18 protein-coding genes, 1 tRNA gene and 2 pseudogenes are annotated in these 16595 nt (G+C 65.3%); 11 read left to right on the plus strand and 10 right to left on the minus strand.

The window, feature by feature from the left end:
• Positions 1–6 precede the first annotated feature (6 nt).
• Positions 7–231, minus strand: coding sequence for a winged helix-turn-helix domain-containing protein (locus tag OHQ87_RS30930; protein WP_328343641.1), 225 nt, complete (start codon positions 229–231; stop codon positions 7–9).
• A gap of 221 nt (positions 232–452) precedes the next feature.
• On the opposite strand from OHQ87_RS30930, the gene OHQ87_RS30935 reads away from it, so the two are divergent.
• Positions 453–791, plus strand: coding sequence for a hypothetical protein (locus OHQ87_RS30935; RefSeq protein WP_328343643.1), 339 nt, complete (start codon positions 453–455; stop codon positions 789–791).
• 8 nt (positions 792–799) lie between these two features.
• Complete coding sequence (locus tag OHQ87_RS30940; protein WP_328349095.1) at positions 800–1138, plus strand: hypothetical protein; 339 nt, start codon at positions 800–802, stop codon at positions 1136–1138.
• 7 nt (positions 1139–1145) lie between these two features.
• On the opposite strand, the gene OHQ87_RS30945 is transcribed toward OHQ87_RS30940, so the two are convergent.
• Positions 1146–2093, minus strand: coding sequence for a ketopantoate reductase family protein (locus OHQ87_RS30945; protein WP_328343645.1), 948 nt, complete (start codon positions 2091–2093; stop codon positions 1146–1148).
• 82 nt (positions 2094–2175) lie between these two features.
• On the opposite strand from OHQ87_RS30945, the gene OHQ87_RS30950 reads away from it, so the two are divergent.
• Together OHQ87_RS30950 and OHQ87_RS30955 are read left to right on the plus strand one after the other, a co-directional pair.
• Complete coding sequence (locus OHQ87_RS30950; protein ID WP_328343647.1) at positions 2176–2766, plus strand: TetR/AcrR family transcriptional regulator; 591 nt, start codon at positions 2176–2178, stop codon at positions 2764–2766.
• Positions 2767–3003: 237 nt separating this feature from the next.
• Positions 3004–3465 (plus strand): GNAT family N-acetyltransferase, encoded by a 462-nt coding sequence (locus OHQ87_RS30955; protein ID WP_328343649.1) that lies wholly within the window; start codon positions 3004–3006, stop codon positions 3463–3465.
• Positions 3466–3467: 2 nt separating this feature from the next.
• On the opposite strand, the pseudogene OHQ87_RS30960 reads toward OHQ87_RS30955, so the two are convergent.
• From OHQ87_RS30960 to OHQ87_RS30975, 4 genes and pseudogenes are all read right to left on the minus strand, one after another.
• Positions 3468–3966 (minus strand): annotated as a pseudogene (locus OHQ87_RS30960) (GntR family transcriptional regulator).
• A gap of 271 nt (positions 3967–4237) precedes the next feature.
• On the minus strand, positions 4238–5872 hold the full coding sequence (locus tag OHQ87_RS30965; protein WP_328343651.1) for a restriction endonuclease: 1635 nt from the start codon (positions 5870–5872) through the stop codon (positions 4238–4240).
• Positions 5873–6145: 273 nt separating this feature from the next.
• Complete coding sequence (locus OHQ87_RS30970) at positions 6146–6640, minus strand: SAM-dependent methyltransferase (protein ID WP_328343653.1); 495 nt, start codon at positions 6638–6640, stop codon at positions 6146–6148.
• 34 nt (positions 6641–6674) lie between these two features.
• Positions 6675–8129: a Tat pathway signal protein gene (locus OHQ87_RS30975; RefSeq protein ID WP_328343655.1), complete on the minus strand. Its 1455-nt coding sequence runs from the start codon at positions 8127–8129 to the stop codon at positions 6675–6677.
• A gap of 497 nt (positions 8130–8626) precedes the next feature.
• Here OHQ87_RS30975 and OHQ87_RS31500 point away from each other — a divergent pair, with 497 nt between their 5' ends.
• Positions 8627–9097, plus strand: a complete 471-nt coding sequence (locus OHQ87_RS31500; RefSeq protein WP_442930869.1) for a helix-turn-helix domain-containing protein — start codon at positions 8627–8629, stop codon at positions 9095–9097.
• A gap of 226 nt (positions 9098–9323) precedes the next feature.
• On the plus strand, positions 9324–9851 hold the full coding sequence (locus OHQ87_RS30980; RefSeq protein ID WP_328343657.1) for a Mur ligase domain-containing protein: 528 nt from the start codon (positions 9324–9326) through the stop codon (positions 9849–9851).
• Here the strand turns inward: OHQ87_RS30980 and OHQ87_RS31505 are convergent.
• The 3 genes and pseudogenes from OHQ87_RS31505 to OHQ87_RS30990 form a co-directional block, all read right to left on the minus strand.
• Positions 9755–10090 (minus strand): annotated as a pseudogene (locus OHQ87_RS31505) (DUF3515 family protein); the annotation flags it as partial. The gene OHQ87_RS30980 and the pseudogene OHQ87_RS31505 sit on opposite strands and share 97 nt — an antisense overlap.
• Before the next feature lie 540 nt (positions 10091–10630).
• Positions 10631–10969 carry a hypothetical protein gene (locus OHQ87_RS30985; RefSeq protein WP_328343659.1) on the minus strand — a complete coding sequence of 113 codons (339 nt, stop codon included), beginning with the start codon at positions 10967–10969 and terminating at the stop codon, positions 10631–10633.
• Between the two features lie 127 nt (positions 10970–11096).
• Positions 11097–11618 carry a hypothetical protein gene (locus tag OHQ87_RS30990; protein WP_302745099.1) on the minus strand — a complete coding sequence of 174 codons (522 nt, stop codon included), beginning with the start codon at positions 11616–11618 and terminating at the stop codon, positions 11097–11099.
• Positions 11619–12125: 507 nt separating this feature from the next.
• Between OHQ87_RS30990 and OHQ87_RS30995 the strand changes: the two genes are divergently transcribed.
• The 4 genes from OHQ87_RS30995 to OHQ87_RS31010 are packed head-to-tail and all read left to right on the plus strand — an operon-like array spanning position 12126 to position 15599.
• Positions 12126–13511 (plus strand): replication initiator, encoded by a 1386-nt coding sequence (locus OHQ87_RS30995; RefSeq protein ID WP_328343663.1) that lies wholly within the window; start codon positions 12126–12128, stop codon positions 13509–13511.
• Positions 13512–13560: 49 nt separating this feature from the next.
• Positions 13561–13719: a hypothetical protein gene (locus tag OHQ87_RS31000; RefSeq protein ID WP_328343664.1), complete on the plus strand. Its 159-nt coding sequence runs from the start codon at positions 13561–13563 to the stop codon at positions 13717–13719.
• A gap of 21 nt (positions 13720–13740) precedes the next feature.
• The gene (locus OHQ87_RS31005; protein WP_328343666.1) at positions 13741–14136 is read left to right on the plus strand and encodes a hypothetical protein; all 396 of its coding nucleotides are present in this window, start codon (positions 13741–13743) and stop codon (positions 14134–14136) included.
• Positions 14127–15599 carry a tyrosine-type recombinase/integrase gene (locus OHQ87_RS31010; protein ID WP_328343668.1) on the plus strand — a complete coding sequence of 491 codons (1473 nt, stop codon included), beginning with the start codon at positions 14127–14129 and terminating at the stop codon, positions 15597–15599. The genes OHQ87_RS31005 and OHQ87_RS31010 overlap by 10 nt, the downstream gene beginning before the upstream one ends.
• 3 nt (positions 15600–15602) lie before the next feature.
• On the opposite strand, the gene OHQ87_RS31015 is transcribed toward OHQ87_RS31010, so the two are convergent.
• A tRNA-Arg gene (locus OHQ87_RS31015) sits at positions 15603–15675 on the minus strand.
• Between the two features lie 152 nt (positions 15676–15827).
• Here OHQ87_RS31015 and OHQ87_RS31020 point away from each other — a divergent pair.
• Positions 15828–16514: a hypothetical protein gene (locus OHQ87_RS31020; RefSeq protein ID WP_328343670.1), complete on the plus strand. Its 687-nt coding sequence runs from the start codon at positions 15828–15830 to the stop codon at positions 16512–16514.
• Positions 16515–16595 lie beyond the last annotated feature (81 nt).

Consider the following 16595-nt stretch of genomic DNA (forward strand, 5'->3'; position numbering starts at 1 on the left):
GGGAGCCTACTTTCCCCCTGCTACGTAGACCCCGCGCCCGGGTTGCCCCACGACCAGGTCGCGGTCGTGCAAGAGCGAGACGGCGCGGTACGCGGTGGCGACGCTGACGGCGAACTGGTCGGCGAGCTCGCTGGTGCTGGGCAGCTTCGTTCCCGGCGTGAGCTCGCCGCTCTTGATCTTCGTGGTCAGCTCGTCGGCGATGCGTCGGTATTCGGCAGGTGCAGAGGGCATGGCTTTGGTCCCTTGGTTCGGCCCTGCCATCTGACCACGAGCCGACCAACGTCAGCAAGTGATGCAAGACAATCACGCGCTGTGGCTTTACCTACGTCAGATAGTGACGTAGATTTCTTCGTGGCTGCCCTTGGTTCGGCAAACGAAGGCCAGTCCCGTCAGGGCGGCGCGGATCCCGTCGCCCTGACGGTCCACTCTGTCCCGAACGCCGGGGAGTATCGATGGGCCGGATCCACCATGACGACTACCTGTTGACCGCCGCACTGACGTTCGCCGACCGGCACCGGCCGGTCTGGAGTTGGCGGCGCTGGCGCAGGGTGTGCCGCTGCGGCGCGGAGCTGCCCTGCCGGGCGCGGTACCGCAATCCGGCCAGCCGGGCGAACCGGCCAGCCGCCGGTGAGCTGCCGTTGCTGGTCCGGTCGGCGTGGGACTGCCTGGACCAGCACCGGCGCAGGCGTTGCGGGAAGTGCGCCGACGCCGGGTTCTGCCCGGTGGTGGAGGCCGCCCGGCACCGGATCAGGGAGTGGCGCAGGTTCCGGCACGTCTGGGGGCGGCGGTGAGCGCGCCGCTGCCCAAGGCGGGTGACCTGGTGGTCGTCGGCCGGGAGGCCAGTGTGCAGTTCCTCAAGCCGATCAGGTGCCGGGTGATCCGGGTGCTGGACTGGATCACCTACGACGGGTGGTGCTGGCTCGACGTCTACCAACTGGACGCCAAGGGTGACGCGGTGGCCCGGCGGTCGATCTTCGTACAACCGGCGGGGTTGGCGGTGGTGCGGCCTGCGCCGACGCCTCGCGCGCCGAGCCGGGCGGGGGTGACGCCCAACGTACGCCGGGGGCCTCGGCCGGCCGGGGTGCCGCCGGTGCGGCGGCCGGCGGCCGGCGGACGGGGTGGGGCCGTTAGGGGGTGACGGAAAGTCAGGTCGTGCTCGTGGCGGCGAAGTAGGGCTCGGCTGCTTCCAAGCGGGGCGCCCGCACGCCCAGCCTGCGCGCCTCCGCCAGGGTGTCGCGGCAGACCGCGCGCAACTCCTCGGGGTTGGCGTGGGCAGTTGTCACCCTGCGCACCGGCGGGAAACGGTGGAACAGCCAGGAGAGCGCCGGTGCCGCCAGCCAGGCGGGGGCGGTGAAGGGCCGCAGTTCGGCGCGGTGCCGCCGCAGGTCGACGCCGCGCGCCTCGACGAGCGGCAGCAACTCGCGGGTGGCGAGGATGGCCTCGCGTACGTCGTTGCGCGTCAGCGCGGACAGCGAGCCCCGTCTCAGGCTCTGGGTGTGCAGACCCGCGTTCTGGACGAAGTGGACCGACAGCCAGCCCCGGAAGTCGGAGTTCTCCCGGATCCTGAACCCCGCCCCGCGAAACACCTGGCGGACGGCCTGCTCGCGTGGGGTCGGCGGCCGGTCGAGAGTGCCGAGGAAGACCACGGGCAGCAGAGCGGCACGCAGTACGCCGTCGTCGCCGAACCCCCCGCCGGCCCCGGGAAAGCCCCAGGCGACCTGGTCGGCCGGGAGGTGTTCGATCGCGGTCGACGGCTCGACCCACAGGTTGTTGAAGACCAGCACCGTGGCCCCGCCGACCCGTGGCCCCAGAAAGGCGGCAGCCTCCGCGAAGTGGTAGTGCTGCACGCTCAGCACGATCAGATCGAAGTCGTGATCGGGCTCCAACGACTCGCGGTAGCGCACCGGCCACTTCTCGGCGACGCGCTTCCCCCACGGCCGCCGTCGTACGTCGAGCAGGTCGAGGTCGATCGATTTCCCGTACGCCGCCGCCCGCCCTGGCCGGACGTAGAACTCGACGTCGTGCCCGGCCCGTTCCAGCGCCCATCCGTAGGTCGCGCTGATCACGCCGCGACCGAACATCAAGATCTTCACGCGTACCCCATGGCTATAATCGGAGACCATCTCCACTTTCAAAATATGGAGACAGTCTCCACTTGTCAACATGAGGTCCCGCATGACTGACGCCAAGTCGCTGAGTGCCGCTGCCAAGCCGCTGCGTGCCGACGCCCGCCGCAACCGTGACGCCCTGATCGCCAAGGCCCGCGAACTCTTCGCCGACGGCTGCTTCGACCTGCGCTTCGACGACTTCGCCAAGCTGGCCGGGGTGGGCACCGGCACGCTCTACCGGCACTTCCCCACCCGGGAAGCTCTGGCCGAAGCGGTCTACCGGGAAGAGCTCCGGGCGATCTGCGATCGGGCCCGGGAGTTGCAGGCCACCCTCCCCGCCGACGAGGCGCTGGAGTCCTTCCTGCGTGGATTCGTCGAGCACCTGCACGCCCACGAGGGGTTGGCCCGTACCCTCTCGACGCTGATGGCCTCCCGGTCGGGTGTGCTGGCGGAGGGTGCCCAGGCTCTGGGGCAGGTCGTCGATGAGCTGTTGGGGGCTGCCGTCACAGCGGGGACCGTCCGCGACGACGTGGGTGTGGGTGCGGTCATGATGGCCATTCAGGGCATCTGCGCGGCGTACGGTCACCCGGCCTACCGGGCCGACGCGGACGGCGTCGTCACCGTCGTGCTCGCCGGCCTCCGCTGCCCGGCGCGTTGAGTGGTGCCCGACGGGTACCGCCTCTCGCGCAATCGCGGAACCACCCGAGGATGCCCTGCCGGTGGTCGGTCCGTCGAGCCGTTCCCGGTGGAGGCTGTCACCCCGGGAACCGCAGCGCTTCCGCACGATGAAATACTCCGCGCGAGCCGGTGGGAAGAGGAAAGTACGTGTGCGCCCGGCAGGATTCGGCGGGCTGCGCGAAACGCACGCGAAACGAGGCGCCGACGGCATGGCACCATGCACCTGAGTATCGAGCGGGCCGACTTCACCGACCCCGGCCTTCTTGCGTTTCTACAGGCCCATCTGGATGACATGGCTCCCACAGCTCCGGCAGAGAGCCGGCATGCGTTGGATCTTCGTGGACTGCAGGCACCAGATGTCCGACTGTGGGTCGCTTACGTCCGTGAGCAGGTCGTGGGCACTGGTGCTGTGGTGGCGCTGGAACCTGGGCACGAGGAAGTGAAGAGCATGCGGACCGATCCGGCGAGACGAGGTCAAGGCATCGCTAGCCGAATTCTCCAGCATCTCGTGCAGGACGCTCGCGGACGCGGTATCCGTCAGCTCTCTCTGGAGACCGGCAGCATGGAGTTCTTCGCATCCGCGAGAGCACTGTACGCCAAGGCGGGGTTCACCTTCTGCTCTCCATTTGGCTCCTACACCGAAGACTCCAACAGCGTCTTCATGACGAAGACCCTGTAGCGCTACTCGCGCTTCCACGCCCCCGAGCAGTCCGCTCGGATGGCGCTTACCAAGCCCTCCGCCGGCAGCAGCGCCACGGCGCGGTGAGCGGTTCCGACCGAGACGCCATGTGTCGCAGCCAGCTCAGCAACCGCGGGGAGTTGGTCGCCGGGCCGCAGTCGGCCGGCAGCAATTTGCGCGCGCAGCTCGGCGGCGATCCTCTGGTACGGACTACTCGCCACGGTGCGTCGTGTCGGCGCGACCGGGCGCGGCGGCATCGCGCAGCCAGTGTCCCGGCGGCCCGCTGGTCCGACTCCGACACCAGGCCGCATAGACCCTGAGCGTGGTTGTCCGGCCGCCGCCATGACCGAGCCGGCCGGCGACCGTCCGCACGTCGACACCCGCATTGATCAGCTCGGTCGCCGAGAGGTGGCGCAGTGCGTGGATGTGACTGCGCCTCCTCGGCGTCCTTCGCTGCGGTGCGGCTCGCCGGGATGGTCTCGGAAAGGTAGTGCGCACCACGCGGCTTGATCGGCTGGGAGAAAGTGCTGTGCGCCCGGCAGGATTCGAACCTGCGGCCTTGGGATTAGAAGTTGAATCCCCCTCGGGTTAGCTGGTCATCATGAGTGGCTAGGGGTGTCTATCTGTCCAGGTAGACACCCCTATGCTTGCCAGTCCGTGTCAACCCGTAATGCCGGGTCCAGCGGCGTCCGGGCTCACTGCGGGCTCACCTGCATCGAAGATTGGAGCAGGGTCTAGGCGTGGGTGGTGGCATTATGGAGCTGAATCGAATCTAGCGTAACCCGAAGGTGCGGATAAGGTGAGGCCGATCATTCAGCAAGAACTCCAAGCGGGCGTCATTCCAAACTTCGACTATTGGGCGCTGTCCACGGGAATTGTGTCGCTCAATCCAGGCGATGGCGTCAGAGGTGAAGCGTCCACTCGTTGCCAGAACAAGCACGTCGAACGGCGGACTATCCCAGTGGCTGATGCTCACGATTGCTTGGCTTGCATCAATATCACGAATGGCACGTGAAAGCCAATGTTTGCATTGAATGGCGACCCGCTGCGAACTGTGGCCGCTCAGTGGATCTTTGCGAAGACGCACGGCACTCACATCGCGACCATGATCAGCGGCGTTGGTATGCATGAGCCAATCGACGTTTTCGTAACCCTCGGTCTCGACTACTAGTTGGAAAATGAGACGCTCAAAGGCAGTGAAATCGATTTTCTCCCATGCCAACTCTAGGCCCGCTCGTCTGACGGGAAGATCAACCGGCGAGTATGCCAAGGCGTCTTCAAGTTGTAGTGCGCGGGAGAAGAGTATGTGCGAGATTGTCGACTGTGGTAAGCGAGAGTCTCGCCGAAAGACACTCACATCCCATCCTTGGGCGTAGGCGCGATCAACGTCTCCCGAGATTCTCGTAATTGCGCTGTTCGCAGCCTGTTTCGCGGTTACTCTCTCCCTTGCCGCATACGCGGCGCTATCTCGTGCCGCTCGCCAGATGAAGTAGTACATTTGGCCGATTGAATACCATCGCAGCGCGTGGCGGAAGACCTCTTCTGTCCGCTGTCCTGGCGTGAAGTCAAACCCGTGCCGTTTGAGCATGTGGACCAAGTAGGCTTTGCACTCTGATACCGCTAGGTCGAACCAAAAATCCGAGAACTGTTCCACCCAGTGCTCGGGCCAGTTGTCCCGGGAGATTACCTGAGAAAGCTCCTTGAGGTATTCTCGTAGTCGAATCTCTACATCGCCAACGCCCCTCAGATGGTAAGATGCAAGCATTGGGTAATGCTGGTCGTCGAGCGCACCATCCTCCTTCCATAAGAAGGCATCAGGTGTCGAGGATGGATGTAGCTGTAGGATTCCTTGATCGATGAGCGCTTCAAGCAACTTGAAATCAAGGTCTGATGTAGGCGTTAAGGGATTGCCTCGTTCGATGACTGGAACGGTGACTCCTCCGGACACCTCTTCTCCGTCTTCGAATAACGCAGCCAGTGTCAGAGCCACTGGTAAATCGAGTTTCTCGGCGCGGACCGGTGACTCGCGTTCCGTTACCTTGAACTGCTCGCAGATCGCAGCTTTCATGGCTGCCTCTGCCTTTTTTTGCTCGGCTTCCAGTCGTTGCTTCTCCGCTTCGACGCATGCCCGGCAACGGGTAGGTGTGAATCGGTGGCCGGAAGTCCATTCTGAACGAGTTTTGTAAATGAAGCCCCGGTTGCACTGATTGCAATATCTACTCGATGAACGGGCATAGCAAGATTCTGAGACAATCTTGCTAACCTTGTGTGCGGGTTGTTCGAATTGCTCCGATAGCGCTTTGACTGTAAATGAGAACGAGCCATCAACGTCGGTGGCCCAATACATCAAGCATAGCTCAGAAACTGTCGGATCTTCGGCGTTGACCTCGACCTCAAACTCCGGCACGAGACCTCCTGACGGTTCGGTGAACCACCCTTGGGGACTTACGAATACCCGGCAGGTAGACTAGGTTCCTAGGTGCAAGTTGAGCCCGCGCGAGTCGACTACAGGATACGCTAGTTGCCATATGTGTCCAAGTCGGCTGCCGCAGCTTTGTAAGTAGGGAAGCGCTGAAGGTTGGCAGGGAATTGCTGCGGCCGCTCGCGACAATGTGTCGGGTCAAGTGTCAGGTTGAAGTGGTATGCCCGACCGATTATTGTCGATCTTTCGGGTTGTCGGCTATTTCTGATTCTGCATCGGCAACGCAAAGTAGAGCCCCAACATCTGAGTCGTCCAGTCGGCCTGCCGAACTTCGCCTCGCGGACCGAACTCGGAGAACCAGGGCTTGATGTCCAGAATGGGGGTGCCATCCACGGCGTCCAGTTCCTCGACGTGAAGGTCAAGCCCGTCAACCTGGACCAGGCGGCACCGAGATACCCCAAGCCAGTTGATGCGGCGCATGTTGCGGTGGCCGAAGATTCCTACTGCGGGCCATTCTGGGTTGTCTCTTGGGCGGCGGGCACCGAGGTTCAGATCGGTTGGATCAGTGAGGTGGAAGCGAAACACGATCTCAAGGTGGGAGAAGTCCGATAGTGACTCGACGGCGGCTGGCGTGAACCGGTCTCCGTCGATTCGGATGATGGCTCGGCTTCCGCCCCAGTAGTCATCCGTGGGCTCGGACCTTCCACCTACGACTCGCGCAATGGACTCCACTACGAACTTCTCGGATTCCACTTCAACTCTCCCGATTCTCTTGCTGGCCGTCGTTTCAGGCGAAAGTTGAGAGGTAGGTCTTTGCGCGCGCATCCACGTCTTGGACTGCTCGAATGCTGCGGCGTTTGTAGGGGGAGAGGATGGCACGCATCTCGCTGGCGACCTGGCGCGTGCGTCCCGACCGGACGCCGTCCATGGCGTCCAGGGAGCGGGACCATGTCGCGCAGGCTTCCTCGATTGCTCCCTGCCTGGCCTGTACTGCTCCCAGGTATCCGAGTGTGACGGCGTGGGTCCGGGTAAAAGCGGAAGCCTGACGCGTCCTGACACTGCGACGGAATTGAGTTGTCGCGCCTGCCAGGTCGCCGGTGTCCCGTAGGGCGCAGGCCGTCTCGTGTGCGAGGCTGGCTTCGCCGAAGAAGAAGACCCGGCCGGGTTCGTCGTCTCCGCTTGAGGCTGCGGCAAGGTCGTCTTCGGCGCGGAGAAGCGCGCGAGCTGCCCCCTGCGTCTCGCCGTTTACGGCAAGTGAGCGGGCGTGGACCACTCCGAGCAAGGCTCGTTCTCGTGGAGCTGCGGTCTCGTATCGTGCGCCGTCGACTGATGCCGACGCGAGTTTGAGAGCGTACTTGTGATGGCCTAGATCGATGGCTTGGTGTGCCATGGCGCGCAGCACATGACCTGCCATCGCTGGGTTGTCGGCCTCTGCGGCCAGTTTGACTGCCACGGTGAAGTAGTGCTGAGCCACGTTGTGCTCGCCGTTGTCGAATGCCATCCAACCGGCGAGGTAGGAGAGTTCGCTGGCGGCGGTGAACATGCCACTTCGCAGAACGTCGTCCGCGTACCGTCCACGCAGGAAGTTCGACACATCCGAGCTGAGGTACTGGACGACTGCTGAGCGGGCGTGTCCGCCGCCTCGGCGTTGGTCCACTCGGGAGAACAGCGACACCATGTCGCGCACGGCGTCCAGGTCGCCTTGGCCCACGGTCCGGCCGCCTGCTGCGCCGCGCATCTGGCCATGTTCGGCCATCTGCGTCCACCAGCGATCGGAGGGCAGCGTCAGCGCGGCAAGCGAGTAGGCAGCAGTGCTGAGAACGCGCCTGCGTTCAGCGTCCACGTCGACTCTCCCGAGTTCGGTTAGCGCAGCCAGGGTATCGACTCGCCATCCCAACATGTCCCGGGAGGACAGCGGTGAGGCTGGTAGCCCGATCTCGTCCAGGGTGACGACCCTGCCGAGTCGTCGCGACAGCGCCTCGCAGAGCAGCATGGGTGCCCGCCCCGATGGCTTAGAGCCGGCGACCCAGTGCGAGACGTGGGAGCGGCCAACCCCGGCGAACTCGGGAGCGTTGCTCTCCTGCGCCACCCGCACGAACGCGCGTGCGACCTCGCCGTGCGACATGCCTGCCTCGGTGATGACGGCCGCAAGCTTGGCGTTGCCGGCTCGCGCTTGCGGCATGGTGGCACCCCCGCCTCTAAGTTGATCTTTCACCGCGTTCACCGCTTCGACGTGCGTCACAGCGTACCTACCGCCTGTGGTTTGCGGTTTGCTGACGGTACGCAAGACGGCGGGCCGGATAGGCGGAGGTCATCCACGTCGGGCCTGCCTTGCGAGGAAACGTCAACGGGCTCCCCACTCACACGGGCGGTGCGCGCCGTGGCGGTGGGTGACGGGTCGGGCACGCCGCCCGGACAGTGCACAGCGGACCTTCGAGCGGCGTGCCCGATCCAGCGTGAAAGGCGGTGCGAAGGATGACGATCTATCCGGGCGGTGAGCAAGTCGATGCCGCACAGGATGCGCTTGAACGGCACGCGGTGTCGAGCGCGGATGGCCGGTGTCTGCGGTGCGGAACGTTGGGGCCATGCCCTGCGAACGAACACGCCGTGCGGGTTTTCAGCCTCTCGCTACGGCTACCCAGGCGGAGCCCCGGTGCCACGCGTCCGGAGTTGGTCAACGCGCGCCGTGTCGGTGCGCCCGCGCTGTTCCCGGCCCGGTAGATGAGTGTCGACGCCGTGATGCTGTCGCTCGCCGCTGCGGAGCGTGTGACTGCTGATCCGGCACCTCGGTACGTGACGCCGGAGGCGCTGGCGGATGCTCGTCGGCTGCTGGGGGCTCAGTTGAGAGCGGCGCGTAGGGGTATGGGCGTCACTCAGTCGCGGCTCGCTCAGGAGGTGCGGTGGTCGCGGAGCACGGTCGCGAATGTGGAGGTCGGGCGGCAGCCGGCTCCCCGGGAGTTCTGGGTGGCGTGCGATAACGCGTTGGGCGCGGGTGGAGTGCTGGTGGCGAGGTCTGCTGCTGCGGCGGAGCTGTCGCGTCGGTTGCGTGATCAGAGGACGGCGGAGCGGATTCGGGAGATTCCGTTTCAGTCGCCGGATGTGTGCGTGTGTCGGGATCTTCACCGCCTGCTGAGAGAGCTGGCCGCGATGTCGTTCCTTGATGCCCCGTCCGCTGCATCCGGCCTTGCGGACAAACGGGGTCACGGATGACGGCGACGCGGACCTCAGGCGAGCCACCTCGGGACCGTGGCCGACTCGGCCGTGCGCAACGAATCACCGATGGAAAGGAGTGGATCACCTCGCACGTCAGCTTGTGGCACCAATCCGTCAGCTCTATCGAAGGAGACACGGCATCATGACCGACACGATCACTGGTAACCCGACCATCGAGGCGTAGTCCGGCCCTATCGACCTGTCTCGTCCGTACTTCGTGGGCGTGGGCGGGTCCGCGATGTCCGGCCTGGCCCGGCTGTTGGCCGAGCTGGGCCACCAGGTCAGCGGCAGCGACGTCCACGACTCGGCCACCGTCGCGGCGTTGCGTTCGGCGCCACAGTCTACGATGACATCGCCACAAGTGACGGTTACTGCGTCGTGGCGAAGTTGCAGGGAATCACCGTGGCGACTTCATGCAACTCAACTGGCACGCCGTTCACGTTCACGGACCCGGACGGGGACAAGAACGCAAGCATCCAGGTGTGCCTGTCCGGAACATCCATATGCGCTGGCCCGGCCGGCGGTAACAAGAACTTCTAACCCTCTCGGCCGAGAAACCGAACGCGTCTCATGGCTCCTGGTCGGGTTGGCGGGGTGCGCCCGCCCGGCCAGGAGTCACGCCGGACCGCAATCGTATCGAGTCGGCTTCGATGGCATAGCACTGACAAGGGGCGCGGATAGTGCAGCTGCCCATTGGCCGGACGCTTGGCCCGAAGGTGCGTACGCGGCCGGAATGGTGACAGTGACCTGAACCTTACGGTCCAGGGTCTGCCATACTGTCGATGACTCCCCGATCTCGGCGTACCAGCAGACGTCAGAGATGATCCAAATCTTGGCGGTAGGATCTAGTTCCACATCTTTGCCGCCGCATTGAATCGTTAGCGGAGGGTCGCCGTAAGCTGCGTTCTGCTCGGGGCCTTCGCTGACTCGCCGCGCCGGCAAGTCGCGAAGCTGGGCCGGCAACTGTGAGATCAACGCCAGACACGCTTGTGCCTGTTCGGGGGGGCAGCTTTGGTGCCGTCATCGGGACCGGTGTCGTCGCACCGATCCGGCCGCCGCTGCGGCTGGGCTGTGGCGTCGCGGCGGGTTTGGTTGCGTTCGGGTTCATCACGCTCAAGGTGGCAAGACTGGCAATAATCGCGAATGGTGCCGCGATCGCGGTTCCGATTAGCTTGGTACGTCGATTCGCATCCACCGTCATGACCGTCAAGCTCTTTCTTGTGCAGGCGCTCGCCAATGCCCAGAGCCTATCAGTAGCCACCTGGCCTCTCGTTGTGAGGCCAGGCTACCTGAATCTCACGGCTCAGTGGATGTAAGTCACTCAGCTCCCTGGCCTGCTGTCGGCTCGGGGTGGAGGCTTCCTCCATGCGTCTCGGGAGGCTCCGGTGCATGCTGGTGATGCGGTGTCGAGCAAGCAGCGCGGTGGCGTTGCGGTGCGGACTGTTCTTCGGTCAAGGCGTTTCGGTCGCACGGCTGCCTCTGTGGTGGACCTGACACCTGTATTGACGACGCTATGCGTCATAGGTTGCCCTAGAGGTCAATCTCGTCGTCATTGTCGGGTGCCGGAATCCAGTACGGTTCCCGTTCAACCGGTACCACGAGCGCCGCCGCCGGCCGCGACCTCGCCCACCTCAGAACCTCGTCGCGGGTGCCTTCGATTCCCGCCACCCCGGCCGTCTGACCACCTGGCATCTCGTCTACCCAAGTGGCAGCCCAGACGATTTCCCGTTCCAAGTTGCGGCCTTTATGTATGTAGACCGTGCCGTGCCCGGGGCGGGGGTCGGTTATTACCTGTGCGGGCGCGATTTCTTCGTCACGAATCTCGGGTGGAAGATAATAGGCATTCGTGCGGCGGCGAGGTTGCTCCATGTGGCGGATACTACCGGACTGGCTGAGATCCGAACCGGGAAGCGGGTCGAGCCCCGTGTGATCATTTTCTTGGTCACGCGGGGCTCGACCGTCTGGTGTTATTCAGGTACCGCTTGTCTCGGGTGCGTCAGGACGGGCTCCACCCCGAGCCGTACCAGGCGCTGCCCATCTGCGGCGGGTCGTCCAGGTTGTACGCCCCGGCGGAGTTGCGGTGGAACTTCGGGCTGTTGACGAAGGTGTACCAGCGGCCCGGGTACGAGCTGGACGGGTCAGTCCAGTCGAACTGGTGGGCCACTCCGGCATGAGCGACGGTGCTCTCATAGGCGATGTAGCCGCCTGATCCGAAGCAGCTCACCAAGGCCCCGGCCCCATACGGGCCACCGCTCCAGGTCTGCAACGTCGAACCCCCGCTCACGGGGTAGCCCTCGGGGTGGGCGCTGCTGAAGTACAGCCGCTCACCCGAGGCCCGGACCTGCTTCGTGCCGCGTGTCGACTCGAACTGGAAGGGCTTTGACGTAGTGGTGCCTCCGCTGAACTTCACCTCGATGAAGAACTCGGTACTGCCCAACGTGGTGCCGTTGTAGCCGTAGATGCCATCGCCGCTGAACTCGGCCCAGTAGTTCGCGACGTAGTACCAGCATCCGAGCACCGAGCACGTTCCGCCGTTGGCTCGGACCTTCGACGTGTCCGGGCAGATCCACGCACCCTTTCGTGCGCTGACCGGACTGGAGCACTGGTCCGCCCCGGTTGCGGTCATGGCTTCGGTGTACGCCTTCGTAGTCGTGCTCGGTCGGGAGTCTGCGACTGCGGGGGCGGCGCTCACGGTGAGCCCACCGGCAGCCACCAGCATTGCGGCGAGTAGCAGTCTTGCGAACCGTTTGACCATCGCCTCTTCTTCCTTCGACGGTGTTCGACAACAGCCGTTTAGCCGATCGCCGTTCACCTTGATATCAGGGGATGGGCACGCGGAAAGTCTGGGCCCTTAATCGAAAGACGTCCCGTGCCTTAAATGAAGGTTATTGGCGAACCCGTCCAACATGAAAGGTGGTCGATTGTCGGAGTTCGACTCCGACAATTTCAGCGAAATCTGCCACCCGAGATTTCCCGAATGAGGATTCCCATGCGCGAAAGTGACTCAAATGGAGATTTGCAACGGTTGACCTTCACCGACCGAGAGATCCTGACCACCGCCACCCACCCCGACTTCCGGGCATGGCTTGCCCGCATACGCCACATCGGCGGCTGCCAACACCCCGTCCACCTCGTCGGCCACACCCTGACCGTGGACGCCACCACCGGCCGCCTGGTGGACGCCTTCACCAGCGCCGAACAACCATACGGCCGACTCACCATCGCCTGCGGCAACCGCCGCCAATCCCGCTGTGAACCCTGCGCCCGCCTGCACCAGGGCGACACGTACCAACTCGTGGTGTCCGGGCTCGCCGGAGGCAAGTCAGTCCCCGACACCGTACGGATGCACCCGCGCGTCTTCGTTACCTTCACCGCACCCAGCTTCGGCCCCGTCCACCGGCACACCACCGACAAGCCCTGCCGGCCGCCCCGCCCACGTCGCGGCCTCGTCTGCACCCACGGCCGACCCCTGTGGTGCCTCGACCGCCACGCAACTGACGATCCGCTGACCGGTTCACCGATCTGCGGCGACTGCTACGACTACCCGGCCGCCGTGCTCTGGAACGCGCACACCCGCGAACTCTGGCAACGCCTGCACCGCAACCTGTACGAAGCCATCGCATCGTCGCGCGGCATCTCCCGCACCGCCGCACGCAAGACAGTCCGTATCGCCTACGCCAAAGTGGCCGAGTACCAGCGACGCGGGTCAGTCCACTTCCACGCCGTCATGCGCTTCGACGGCCCCACACCTGCCACCCCACCGCCAGCCTGGGCAACGCTGCCACTGCTGATCCAGACCATCCGCACCGCCACCCGCCGCGTCCACCTGGCCGTGCCCGGCCTGGACACCGTCCTCCGGATCGGCGCACAACTCGATGTCCGACCCATCCTCCCCGGCCACCAGGGCGACGACCTCACCGAACGCGCCGTGGCCTCCTACATCGCCAAGTACGTCACCAAACCCGATGTCGCCGGCATCACCGTGGACCGCCCCATCCGCGACGCCATCACGATCTCGGTTCTTCCCCTCACCGAGCACGCGCGCACGCTCATCCGCACCTGCTGGAGTCTTGGCAGACGGCAGGAATACAAGGCCCTGAACCTGCGGCGGTGGGCGCATCAGCTCGGCTACCGAGGCCACATCGCCAGCAAAAGCCGGGCCTACTCCACCACCTACACCGCGCTACGCGCCGCGAGGGAGGAACACCGCCGCGACCAAGCCGAGAAGGAGGCGACCGACTCGGACACCATCACGGACAAGCGCTGGACCTACACCGGCACCGGCCACACCGCCGGTCAAGCCATGTTCGCTGACGCCATCGCGGACGACCTGCGAACCGCCCGTGAAGCCGCACACGACGTCCGCATGAGTGTCGACACCCCTCAGGAGACACACGATGAACCCCGCTGACCGCCCTTGGACTATCGAAGCCGTACGTGCTCTGGGATTGACGACAGACGTGGAAACCGCCGGAGCAGTCCTCGGTGTCGGCCGGAGCAAGACGTACGCGCTCGCCAAGCGTGGAGAGTTTCCCGTCCGGGTGCTCCGCGTCGGGCGCAACTACGTCGTGCCGGTGCCGGCGATCTTGGAACTACTCGGAGTTGGTGCCGTCCCCTGACGGTGCTGCCCACTGTGGGGTGTGCCGTCCGGACAGCACGTCATCGACCAGGAGCGCGACGATTCCGGCGGCGGTGAGGTCGGGCCGTATCCGCACGAGCTTGTCTACCTCGCTGCGGGAGAGCCTGATCTTGATCTGCTGATCGCGCTTCTCCTCGCCGGGAAGGGCTGGCAGCCCTTGAGCGGCTTCTACTACCCGGCGTCGTCGCATAGCTGGCCTTCCATCAGTCATCATGAGAAGTGGTACCATCAAAGGTACCTCTTTCCCTCGCTCTCCAAGGAGGAATCTTGCGAGGCTCAGTATTTCGTCGGTGTGCCTGCCGAGATCCCCAGACCGGCAAGCAGTATGGGCAATCGTGCCCGAAGCTCAGTCAGCGCCGACACGGCACCTGGGGTGTACGGCAGGAGTTGCCGCTGAACGGTGACGGCGAACGCCGCACGTTTCGACGCTCCGGCTACTCGTCCGCGACCGAGGCGCAAGCGGACCTTGACCTGCTCCGCGCATTCCTGGCCGTTCCTGACGCGGATGACGTCGGCGGCCGTCAGCGGATGGGGGACATGCTGGAGCAGGTCGCGGCCAAGCGCGAGCCGTTGCCCGATCTGGAGGAGACGCGCCGCAAGTTCCGAAGCGGCCACTCCCTGACCGCTCGGACCACAGTCGGAGAATGGCTGGACACCTGGATTGCTGGTCGGAAGATTCGCCGCAGCACGATCGATCGCTACAAGCGAGACATCCGGCTTCACCTAAAACCGAACATCGGTGCCATCCGCCTTGACCGCCTGCGCGTGTCGCACCTGACGGAAATGTTCAATGCGATCGTTGAACGAAACATCGAGATAGAGGAGGCTAACGCCCTGCGCCGGGCGGCGATTGAGGAATTGAAGACGCTCAAGGGTCGTGAGCGTCGCCGGGCTGCCCGTGCTGCTATCGCTGAGATGTCGCCCTTTCGCCGTGCGGTCGGCCCGACCACGCGGAAGCACATCCGGGCGACCGTGAGGGCGGCTCTCAATGACGCCATCGGGCAAGAGTTGATCACGTTCAACCCTGCCGCTCACGTCGAACTCGACCCAGTCCGGCGGGCCAAGGCTCGGGTGTGGACGGCGGAGCGTGTGGAGCAGTGGAAGGCTACCGGCGAGCGACCCTCACCGGTCATGGTGTGGACCCCCGCCCAGACGGGGGCCTTCCTCGACGCAATCGTGGGTGACGAGCTGTACGCGCTGTTCCACCTGATCGCCTACCGAGGGCTGCGTAGGGGTGAGGCGTGCGGAGTGCGGCCGGAAGACCTGGATCTCAAGGGGCGGTCGCTCGCTGTAGCTACCCAGCTCGTGGACATCAGTGGAGTGATCGAGGAAAACGAACCCAAGAGTGAAGCGGGTAACCGGATTGTCGCTCTCGACATCGACACTGTTCGCGTCGTGAAGCGGCACATCAAGCGGCAGCGGAAAGCCCGCGAGAAGGCTGCTGCGGCGTGGGTCGACAGCGGCCGTCTCTTCACCCGCCCTGATGGGCAATGGGTCGAACCGACGTGGCTGTCTGACTACTTCGAACGGTTGGTTAGGCGCGTCGGCCTTCCGCCGATCCGGCTGCACGATCTCCGTCACGGGGCGGCCACGATGGCGCTCTTGGCCGGCACCGACAAGAAGGTGGTTCAGGAATTGCTCGGGCATTCCTCCTACTCGCTGACGGCGAACACGTACACGTCCGTCCTGCCGGAGCTTGCCATGGAAGCCGCCGAGGCGACGGCCCGCCTCGTGCCGCGTCGGCGCACCAAGGGCACCGCCGGGCTCACCTCGGGCTCACGTGGGGCCAATCCATCGAAGGATGGCGCTAAGAAAGATCGCAAGAAGAGCAAGAAACAGCAGGTCAACCCCGCTGCATGAAAGTGCGCCCGGCAGGATTCGAACCTGCGGCCTTGGGATTAGAAGTCCCCTGCTCTATCCGCTGAGCTACGGGCGCGCGGCGTACGTGTCGCGCCAAGAGGGTACCGCCGACCCTCCGCCGTACGGCGGAACGGGTCGCTTCCGGACACGCATGATCAGGGTCGCACGGCACCCCCGGGCCCGGGCACCCCTCATCCGGGCGGCGCGTCGGGCCGTACCCTCGGGTCCGTGTTGCTGGAACCGGATCTCGAGAACGAGGTCGCCTACGAGCTGTGCCAGCTCCTGGGCCGGGCCATCCTGCCGGTCGACGCGGCGGACGACCCGGGTACCGCCTTCTTCCTCGCGCATCCCGACGGTGGGTTCCTGCTGACCGCCGACGTCGTGGCCGGGCGGGCGCAGCGGCTCGGCCTGCGGCCCAGCGTCACCGAGCCGGCGGACGTGGCAGGTGAGTCGTTGGTGCTGGCGGACCTTCCGGCGCGCTGGGTGCGTGACACGCGGCTCGGGGTGGCGGCCCTGCCGACCGGCGAGTTGCACGCGTTCGCCGAAGGGCAGGGCTGGCGGTGGCGGGTGCAGCCGGTGCCGGCGGCGGTCGCTGTCGGGGCGGACGACCTCGCCGGGTTCGGTGCCGGGCCGGTCACCGCGATCGTGCTGGCCCTCGGCGTCGGCGGCGACGGCAGCCGACCGCTGGAGGTCGCCGTAGAGCGGGCCGTCCGCGACGGCGACCGGCTGCGGATCACCGCCACGCTCCCCGCCGGCTACGTCGGCGCTCCCGTCTTCGGGGTACGCCCCGACGCCGCCGGGGAGATCAGTCTGCGCTGCCTCGGGGTGCTGCTGCCCGCCGACGGCAGTGGCTCCGGAGGCGGGCACCCGGTGGCCACTCTCGACCGGGTGCTCACGACCCTGCCCACCGCCTGATCCCCACCATCGGCCCGGCGGGCGGCAGGCGGGCGTCCTGATCGACTCACCGGGGCCGAAACGGCGTGTCCCGCGCTGCTC

Origin of the sequence: Micromonospora sp. NBC_00421, from assembly GCF_036017915.1 — a bacterium.
GTDB lineage: Bacteria > Actinomycetota > Actinomycetes > Mycobacteriales > Micromonosporaceae > Micromonospora.